Annotated in this window: 8 protein-coding genes; 1 reads left to right on the forward strand and 7 read right to left on the reverse strand. The window is 66.1% G+C overall.

Going from position 1 to position 8,423, the window contains the following annotated elements; all coding sequences use genetic code 11:
* Positions 1-154: 154 nt before the first annotated feature.
* On the forward strand, positions 155-496 hold the full coding sequence (locus JF66_RS01075; RefSeq protein ID WP_035873972.1) for a helix-turn-helix transcriptional regulator: 342 nt from the start codon (positions 155-157) through the stop codon (positions 494-496).
* Here JF66_RS01075 and JF66_RS01080 read toward each other — a convergent pair.
* From JF66_RS01080 to JF66_RS01110, 7 genes are all read right to left on the reverse strand, one after another.
* On the reverse strand, positions 379-2,022 hold the full coding sequence (locus JF66_RS01080; RefSeq protein WP_197059277.1) for an NADH-quinone oxidoreductase subunit C: 1,644 nt from the start codon (positions 2,020-2,022) through the stop codon (positions 379-381). The genes JF66_RS01075 and JF66_RS01080 overlap by 118 nt on opposite strands.
* 59 nt (positions 2,023-2,081) lie before the next feature.
* The gene (locus tag JF66_RS01085; protein WP_035873973.1) at positions 2,082-3,530 is read right to left on the reverse strand and encodes a proton-conducting transporter membrane subunit; all 1,449 of its coding nucleotides are present in this window, start codon (positions 3,528-3,530) and stop codon (positions 2,082-2,084) included.
* Positions 3,530-4,189 carry a hypothetical protein gene (locus JF66_RS01090; protein WP_035873975.1) on the reverse strand — a complete coding sequence of 220 codons (660 nt, stop codon included), beginning with the start codon at positions 4,187-4,189 and terminating at the stop codon, positions 3,530-3,532. Before JF66_RS01090 ends, JF66_RS01085 begins: the two co-directional genes overlap by 1 nt.
* 6 nt (positions 4,190-4,195) lie before the next feature.
* The gene (locus JF66_RS01095; protein WP_035873978.1) at positions 4,196-5,143 is read right to left on the reverse strand and encodes a respiratory chain complex I subunit 1 family protein; all 948 of its coding nucleotides are present in this window, start codon (positions 5,141-5,143) and stop codon (positions 4,196-4,198) included.
* Complete coding sequence (locus JF66_RS01100; RefSeq protein WP_035873981.1) at positions 5,140-7,158, reverse strand: proton-conducting transporter membrane subunit; 2,019 nt, start codon at positions 7,156-7,158, stop codon at positions 5,140-5,142. The genes JF66_RS01095 and JF66_RS01100 overlap by 4 nt, the downstream gene beginning before the upstream one ends.
* Positions 7,155-7,640 carry an NADH-quinone oxidoreductase subunit B family protein gene (locus JF66_RS01105; RefSeq protein WP_035873984.1) on the reverse strand — a complete coding sequence of 162 codons (486 nt, stop codon included), beginning with the start codon at positions 7,638-7,640 and terminating at the stop codon, positions 7,155-7,157. The genes JF66_RS01100 and JF66_RS01105 overlap by 4 nt, the downstream gene beginning before the upstream one ends.
* 116 nt (positions 7,641-7,756) lie before the next feature.
* Complete coding sequence (locus JF66_RS01110) at positions 7,757-8,236, reverse strand: Lrp/AsnC family transcriptional regulator (protein ID WP_035873986.1); 480 nt, start codon at positions 8,234-8,236, stop codon at positions 7,757-7,759.
* Between the last annotated feature and the right edge of the window lie 187 nt (positions 8,237-8,423).

The following is an 8,423-nucleotide window of genomic DNA, read 5'->3' on the forward strand; positions in this document are numbered from 1 at the left end:
TTTCCACAGATCTCCCGATCACCTCTCGCCAGGTCGGTCGGGTAGACGGAAGGCCCGCACTGCTTCGGCAGTGCGGGCCTTTTCGCGTTTCTGACGCGTCAGGGTGAGAGCCTATCTATTTGAAAGAATCGCAAGTTAGCGATATACTCAAATTGTGCTTAGTCAAGGTCTTCCCGCTGCCCAACTGAAGGCCGACCTGTTCAAATCACTGGGGCATCCCCTGCGTGTTCAGGTTCTGGAGCAGCTCGTTGCCGGGGAGCGCTCGGTCGGCAGCCTCGCAGAGGCGCTGGGCTGCGAACTGTCGAACCTGTCCCAGCAACTGGGCGTGCTGCGCCGTGCCGGCGTCGTCGTGACGCGTCGCGAGGGCAACAGCATCTACTACACGCTGCGAGACGAGGGTACCGTCGAGCTGCTGGCCGCGGCCAAGCGGATGCTGCTGTCCAACCTCACGGACTCGCACGCTCTCTTACGCACCATGGAGCAGGACTCCAAGTAGGGCCGCTGACACGCCGGTTGACCGCTGGTCGAGGCGTGAGGGATGAGCGATCGAGCCCCGGGGAGCCTCGCGCGCCTAGAGGTCGTTGCCGGCGTAGGACTGGTTGAAGCTCTTATTGGCGAGCGGGAAGTCGGGGACGATCGTCTCCGACAGGGCCACGGGAAGTGACGGCCAGTTGAAGAACGAGGGGTCGACGATCTTGACCCGGCTGAGCAATCCGCCAGCGTCGAGCTCGACACGATGCGCAATCGTGCCGCGCCAGCCTCGACGAGGGAGAGACCGGCTCCCGGCTGTGTGGGCACCACGGCCGTACCGGTTCCGGTCGACGGGCCGAGCCGGGCTACGAGGTCCACGATGACCGCGACGGAGATGGAGAATTCCCGTGCCCGGACGCGATACCGGGCGAGGACATCGCCGCGTTCCTCGGTGACAACGTGAAAGGACTCGCCGAGGTTGACGAAGGGGTGGTCTCGTCGAGCGTCCACGTCGAGGCCGGAGGCGCGTGCCACATAGCCGAGCGTGCCGATGGTGCCGGCCTGTGGGGCGGGAAGCACTGCAGTGCCGGCAAAACGGCTGCGCACGATGGCATGACTGAGCGACACGGCCACAAGCTCCTCCACGGCCGCCTGGATCCGGCGTAGATCGACCGGGTCGGGCAGTCGGAGCACCTGCGCGCCGCCCACGAGGAGCGCGCCGCGCAGGAAGCGGTGACCGGTGACGGTTTTGTTGATGCGCAGGAGCTGCTCGCGCAGTGACTGCGCGTGTGCGTCAACGATGCCGAACCCTACATCGTTGGCCAGCGAACCGAGGTCCGTGACGTGGTTGTACAAGCGCTCCATTTCGAGCAGCAGGGCGCGCACGAGACGGTCGGGTTCCGACACCTCGATGCCAGCGGCATCCTCGACGGCCATCACAAACGCGAGGGAATGGCCCACTCCCGTGTCGCCCGTCACCTGTTCGGCGAGTGCAATGCCCTCTGCGGCGCTCAGCCCCTCAAAGAGTTTCTCGACCCCGCGGTGCAGGTACCACTGCCGGGCTTCCATGCGTACGATCGTCTCTCCCACGACCGAGAAGCGGAAGTGCCCGGGTTCGATGATGCCGGCGTGAATCGGGCCGACGGCGATCTCGTAGACGCCGGGGCCTTCCACTTCCACAAAAGGGAACGACTCCACGTCCGGTTCAAACTCGGGGATTTCTGCGGCGCTGCGCAGCATGGGGTACCAACCGCGCGGCCAGTGTCCATGGCGCACGAGTCGATGCGGTTGCGGGTGATTGCGTGGCTGAACGCCGTAGAGGTCCCGAATCTCGCGCTCGAAGTTGCCGGCCGGAAAGGAGAAGGAGGCGAGGCTCGGAATCCAGGCGTCCTCCCGCGGCACACTCACCGACAGTTCCACCCGGTTCTGGGCTCCGGCGAAGGAGTAGACGATGCGAAAGGACTCGTCGTCTTCGTGGCAGGCGATGAGCACGAGTCGCATGCCCGAGTCGAGTAGGGCGGATGCCGCGTGCGCGACGTCGTCGCGCGTCACGGTCCTCAGCTCTGTGTTCCGGGGTTTGGTGTTCCGAGGTTCGGTCGAGTGGGTGTTCATCAGTTCGTCCCTCCCAGAACACTGGTGGCCTGCAGCAGCAGCGTGCCGACCGGTTCGGCGATGAAAGCCATCGTGGCGGTCGTCACCAGGGCCAGGATGAGGGGGACCAGAGGGCCGTGTGATGAGCGGTCCGGGGTGAAGGGCTCATCCTCGGGTGGCGAACCCATCGTCATGGCCACCGTGAGTCGGGTCAGCGCGGCGAAGATCACGAGCAGCAGCACCAGGGCGGCTGCAACGACACCGCCCATGCCCACGGACCAGCCCGCGGTGATGATTCCGACCTCGGCGAAGAAGATGCTGAACGGAGGGAAGCCGATCAGGGCGCTCATCGCGATGAGCCAGGGTACGGCGAGGCCGGGGCGGCGCACCAGCAGGTGCGTGACATCCGCGATCACCGGGGTGCCTTCGATCGTGAGGATGCGGCCCGAGAGAACGAAGAGCGTGGCCTTGATGAGCCCGTGGGCGAGCACGTACAACAGCACGGCCGGCAGAGCGGCCGGTCCGATGGCCACACCGATGGCCATCAGCCCCATGTGTTCGATGCTCGAGTAGGCCAGCATCCGCTTGTAGTCGCGCTGGCGGATGAGCAGTGATGCGGCCACGAGCAGGGAGAGCAGACCGCCGATGCTGAGCATGACGCGCAGGAAATCCGGACCGATGACGGCGTTGGTGATGGTCTGGATGCGCAGGATCGCGTAGAGGGCCACGGACAGCAGCACGCCCGACATGAGCCCGGATACCGGGGCGGGGGCCTGGCTGTGGGCATCGGGGAGCCAACTGTGCATGGGCGCGAGCCCGGACTTGGTGGCGAAACCGAGCACGGCCAGGGCGCCGCCGGCGGTGATGAGCGCCGGGTCGAGGCCGAGGCCCTCCTGGCTGAGGATCAGCCAGGACAGCGTCGGAGTGTCGGTGCCGATGGATGCCGCGTAGATGAGCACGATGCCAAGCAGCGCGATGGCCACGCCGACGGAACCGAGGATGACGTACTTCCACGCCGCCTCAAGCGAACGGCGACTGCGATGATGTCCCACGAGGAAGGCCGTGGCGATGGTGGTGGCCTCGATGGCCGCCCACATGAGGCCGATGCTGTCGGCGAGCACCGCCAGGGACATCGCGGCGAGGAACAGGGAGAGCAGGGCGCCGTAGGAGCCGGCGGTGCGACCGCGGCTCGCCGCGAGGGTACTGATGCCGCCCCAGGTGGAGACGAGGCCGACGGCGCCGACGACGGCGAGCATGTAGGCCGAGAGTGCGTCGGCGCGAAGCAGATCACCCACACTCGTGGCGTCACCGCCGTTGAGCACCGCGGAAATGAGCAGGAGTCCGGAGGCGAGTACCGCGGCGCTCGAGGCGACGGGGGAGTAACGGCGCAGCTGAGCGGAGTCGATCGTGAGGCTGAGCACGGCCAGCGCAGCCGGGATCAGGAGGGGGGTCCACAGGGCGAATTCCATTAGTCGTGCAACTCTCTCAACTGGTCGACGTCGGTTCCACCGAACTTGTTGCGCATCCGGCCGGCGAAGACGTGCAGGATCAGCACGACGAGAAGCACGTCGAGGGACACCCCGAATTCCAGGAGAAGCGGAACCCCTCCGCTGGTGAGGAACGCGACCGTGGCGATGCCGTTGTCCAGCAGGAGGAAACCGATGAGCTGGGATCGTGCGCGGCGCCGGGTGATCAACAGCAGGAATCCGGTGAGGATCATCGCGAGGCCGATGGGTGCTGCGTGGGATCCGACGCTCGTACCGAGGCCGATGAGCTGGCTGACCACGACGTAGCTGAGGATGGTCAGGAGGGTCACGGTGAGCAGGGCCGCGGTCGGGTTGAGTCGAGGCGATTCTTCGATCGTGCGGATCGTGGCCTTGGACTGGTGCGCCAGGACCCACGGCAAAGCGATGCCCTTGGTGGTGAGGATGAGCAGGGACACGAGAATGAGCTCGGCTTCGCCCTCCTGGGCGCCGATCACGGCGACGAGGGCGGCGAGGGCCACGCCCTGGGCGGCCAGCAGGCGGATGGACGCGAGCAGGGAGTGTCGCCAGACCATCAGCGCGCTGGTGAGCAGGAGCGTGCCGGTGCAGAGGCCGACGAGCTGGATGTACAGAGTTTCTGTCATGGGGTCCTAAGCGACCAGGTAGGAGGCGGTCACGGCGAGGAAGGCGAGGGCGAACGAGCCGGCCAGCAGCTCCGGAACCTGGAAGAGGCGCACCTTGGCGAGGAAGACCTCGCCGACAGCGAGGAGCACACCCAGCAGGAGCACCTTGAGGCCGATGCTGACGGCTCCGATCAGCAGTGTCAGGGCGCTGAAGTCGGTGACGACTCCCCACGGAACGACGAGGTTGGCCACGAGACCCAGAAGCGCGGCGAGCTTCAGCCAGGAACCGAGTTCGAGCCAGGCCAGGTCGCGGCCGGATGTCTCGATCACCATAGCCTCGTGGAGCATGGTGAGCTCGAGGTGAGTGCCGGGATTGTCGATGGGCAGGCGGTTGGTCTCGGCCATGATCGCGATCGACAGCGCCACGATCGCCAGCACGCTGACCGGCGAGATGATGATCTCCGGGGTGTCGAGCCGGGTCTGCACGATGAGCGACAGCGTGGAGGTGCCGGCGGGGATCGACAGGGCGTAGATGGAGAGCAGCAGAGTGGGCTCCACGAGCGCGGCAACGGTCATGTGCCGGCTTGAGCCCATGCCGCCGAAGGCCGTTCCACTGTCAAGACCCACGAGGGCCAGCGCGACGACACCGATCAGCATGACCGAGACGATCACGAAGAGGTCGCTGGGAATGAGATCGAACGGGATGGTGCCCACAAGGGGGAGCAGCACACAGAGCAGGAGACTGGAGACGAGCAGAGCTACCGGACCGACGCGAAGCATCCAGCTGCTGTCCTTGGACCGCACCGGGTCTTTACGCAGCAGCTTGCGCACATCGCGCCACGGCTGCCAGATGCCGGCGCCGGCGCGACCTTCGATTCGCGCCCGGACCTGGCGCATCACGCCCACGAGCAGGGGAGCCAGGAAGACGAAGAGCACGACCTGCACGAGAGCGATGACGATCGCGAACCAGTTCACAGCGACACCACAATCAGCACGATCAGAAAAGCGACGAAGGAATACGTGAGATAGCGGTGGATGCTGCCGTTGGCCACATGCCGGGCGAGGATACCGTATCGCTGCAGCAGGTTGAGAACGGGGCGGTAGAGCCGGGTCTCGATCACATCGGAGACCCGTTGCTCCACGGTCACGCGTTCCACGAGGTAGCGCGATTCACCCACGTGGGTGACCTGCACGTCGCGCGAGGGCTTGAGTACGTCGTCGAAGACGCGCACGAGCGGCTCGGCATAGGAAGTGGCGGTGTACTGCATGCGGGGCCGGGCACGGGAGCCGCCGCCGCCCCAGGGCAGCTCGCTGACCCGGGCGGGGTGTGTGCGGGCGGAGACCACAATGGCGATCAGGATGGGGATGGCCACGAGCGCGGAGAGCACGACGAGCATGATCGGGTCGAGCACAGCACCGATACCGGGCAGTGCCACGCCGCCGAGGCCGATGGGTACGGCTGCGAGTGCGGTCTGCGGGCCGACCGTGGCCGCGACGACGGCCGCCACCGGCCCCGGTATCAGCCCGAGCGCGAGCACCGCGAGAGCGCCGAGGGTCAGCGCAATCCGCATCAGTGGCGGCACCTCGCGAGCGAGCGCGGCGGCGCTCGAGCGCGGTCGAGCGAGGAAGGCGATCCCGTAGGCCTTCACGAAGGTGAGCAGGGCGAGTCCGGCGGTCAGGGCGATCACGGCGACGGCGAGCGGCATCGCGACGGAGGCCGCGACGGAGACGACCTCGCCGTCCAGTCGTCCGCCGTGGATGAGTGATTGCAGCAGCATCCACTCGGCGACGAAGCCGGAGGTGATCGGGATGGCGGCGGCGCCGAGGCTGGCCACGCCGAACGACAGGGCAGTCCAAGGCATACGGGAACCGAGACCGCCGAGGTGGTCGAGGTTGCGTTCGCCTGTCGCGTGGATGATTGCGCCTGCTCCGAGGAAGAGCGTGGCCTTGAACACGGCGTGGCTGACGGCGAGGAGCAGCGCGGCGATGAGTGCGGCATCCGCTGCGGCCGTGGCGTCGTAGGAGCGCAGCAGCACCGAGGCGCCGAGGCCGAGGAAGACGAGACCCATGTTCTCGGTGGTGGAGTACGCGAGCAACACCTTGAGGTCGCTCGAGACGGAGGCCTGCAGGATGCCGTAGAGGGCGGATGCGCCGCCCAGGATCATGATCAGAATTCCCCACCACGGTGGGGCCTCGGGCAGCAGGCGCACGCAGACGAGCAGGGCTCCGTAGACGCCGATCTTCACCATGGCGCCGCTCATCGCTGCCGACACGTGGCTCGGCGCCTCAGGCAGCACGCGGGGAACCCACACGTGCAAGGGCACAAGTTCGGCCTTGCCACCGAAGCCGAGCAGGAAGAGCACGAAGGCCAGGTTGGCCGCCCAGGATCCGGGCTCAATGGTGGCGAGCGTGGCGAAGCTCGTACCACCCGTGGCAGCCGCCATCACCGCAAACCCGGCGAGCACGAGGAAGAAGCTCAACTGGGACATGGCCGAGTACCAGATACCGGCCGAGGCCACGGAGATCCGGCTGGCGTGGTCGGCCATCAAGAGCACCGTCGAGCCGAGGGTCATCACCTCCCAGGCCAGCAGGAACGAGACCGAATCGGTGGCCGCCGGCACAAGCTGCATACCGACAAGGAAGACAGGGAGGGCGGCCCACGCGGTGCGCGACGAGGCGGGCCCCGTGGCCGAGCTGATGCCGAAGATCGTGACGAGCACGCCCACAAAGGACACGATCACCATGAAGAGTCCGCCGAGGCGGTCGGGCGCAAGGATCAGCGGGTCCATCGGCAAGGCGACGGGAATGAGGATGCCCCCGGTCGCGCCGCTCATGGCGACCACGCCGGTCACGAGTCCGGCCAGGGCGAGAAGTGTGCTGAGGGTGCCGGTGGCCTTGGCGCGCATGGCGGGCGCCACCGTCAGGGCGGTGACCATCGCGATGGCGGCGAGCGTGAGCTGCAGGATCAGGCCTGCGCCGAGCGGGCTCATCGGCCGGTCATCCGGCGCAGGGCGAGCACAATATCGTTGGGGGCCGGGGGACTACCCGGAACCTCGATGTCAACGTGCACAAAGTCGGACACGGGGCCGGCTATGCCGTAACCGTGCGCGAAGATGCCGCCGGTGAGGGCGCAGTCGCCCACCGCGATCACGAAGCGGGGGGTGGGTGTGGCCTCGATTGTGCGGCGCAGGGGTTCGGCCATGTTGCGTGTGACCGCACCGGTGATGACGAGCACGTCCGCGTGGCGGGGGGACGGTGTGAGGCGAACGCCGTACCGCTCCACGTCGTAGACGGGGCCGAAGGCCGCGGACACCTCAGGAGGGCAGTCGTTGCAGCCGCCGGCGTTGATGAATCGCACCTGCACACTGCCGCCGAACACCTCGGCGCCGGGGAACAACGGCGGGGCGATCGGCGCGGGTTCCGCGATTCGGCCGCTGCGACGGATGAGGGTGGCAAGTCGAAGAACGCTCATCTCAGGCCCGGATTTTCATTCGCATTCACGAAGCGGAGCCTTTCCGAATTCCATAAACTTCATTACTTCTTTATATAACAATATGAAGGATTTAGCAAATAGATCTGCATGTCCGATCACCGATTCGCGTGGCCGTCCGCCCGATCGAGGAGCGGAGCGACGCGGAACGGGATGACCTCTCCCATGGCGAGGCTCGTTTCGGTGCGTTCCACACCCTCGACGGCGAGGATGGTGCCGTCGATCCGGAAGAGATCTTCGGCATCGGTGCACACGACGCGAACGAACAGGTCCGACTGGCCGCTCATGCCGTGTGCCTGCACGATCTCGGGAATCTCTGCGAGCTTTGCGATGATCTGGGTGAGGTACCGCTGCTGTACCTGTACCTCGAGAAATGCCGTCAGCGGGTAACCGAGCGCGATGGTGTTGACGCGCCGATCGAAGCTCAGAAAGGTGTTGGATTCCTCGAGCCGGGCCATGCGTGCCTGCACGGTGTTTCGTGAGAGGCCCAGCTTCTGGGCGAGGGCGACAAAAGTGCTTCGCGGCTCATCGGAAAGGGCGCGGAGGAGCATCCGGTCGGTCTGATCGAGGCTGTACATACTGCAAAATCTAACAGCTCCGCATGCCGCGCAACAGAGCATAATGCTCAATTCTTTCGGATGTGGTTGTGCCCTTTGCGGCACCGGCTTACGATTCACTCAACTTTAGCAACGACGCTAGGAGCGGCCCAGTGGTTGATCAGTCCCCCGAATTCGAGCAACTCCTCACCCCGGAAGGGGAGAGGGT

The sequence above is a fragment of the Cryobacterium sp. MLB-32 genome (assembly GCF_000738085.1).
In the GTDB taxonomy this organism is placed as follows: Bacteria; Actinomycetota; Actinomycetes; order Actinomycetales; family Microbacteriaceae; genus Cryobacterium.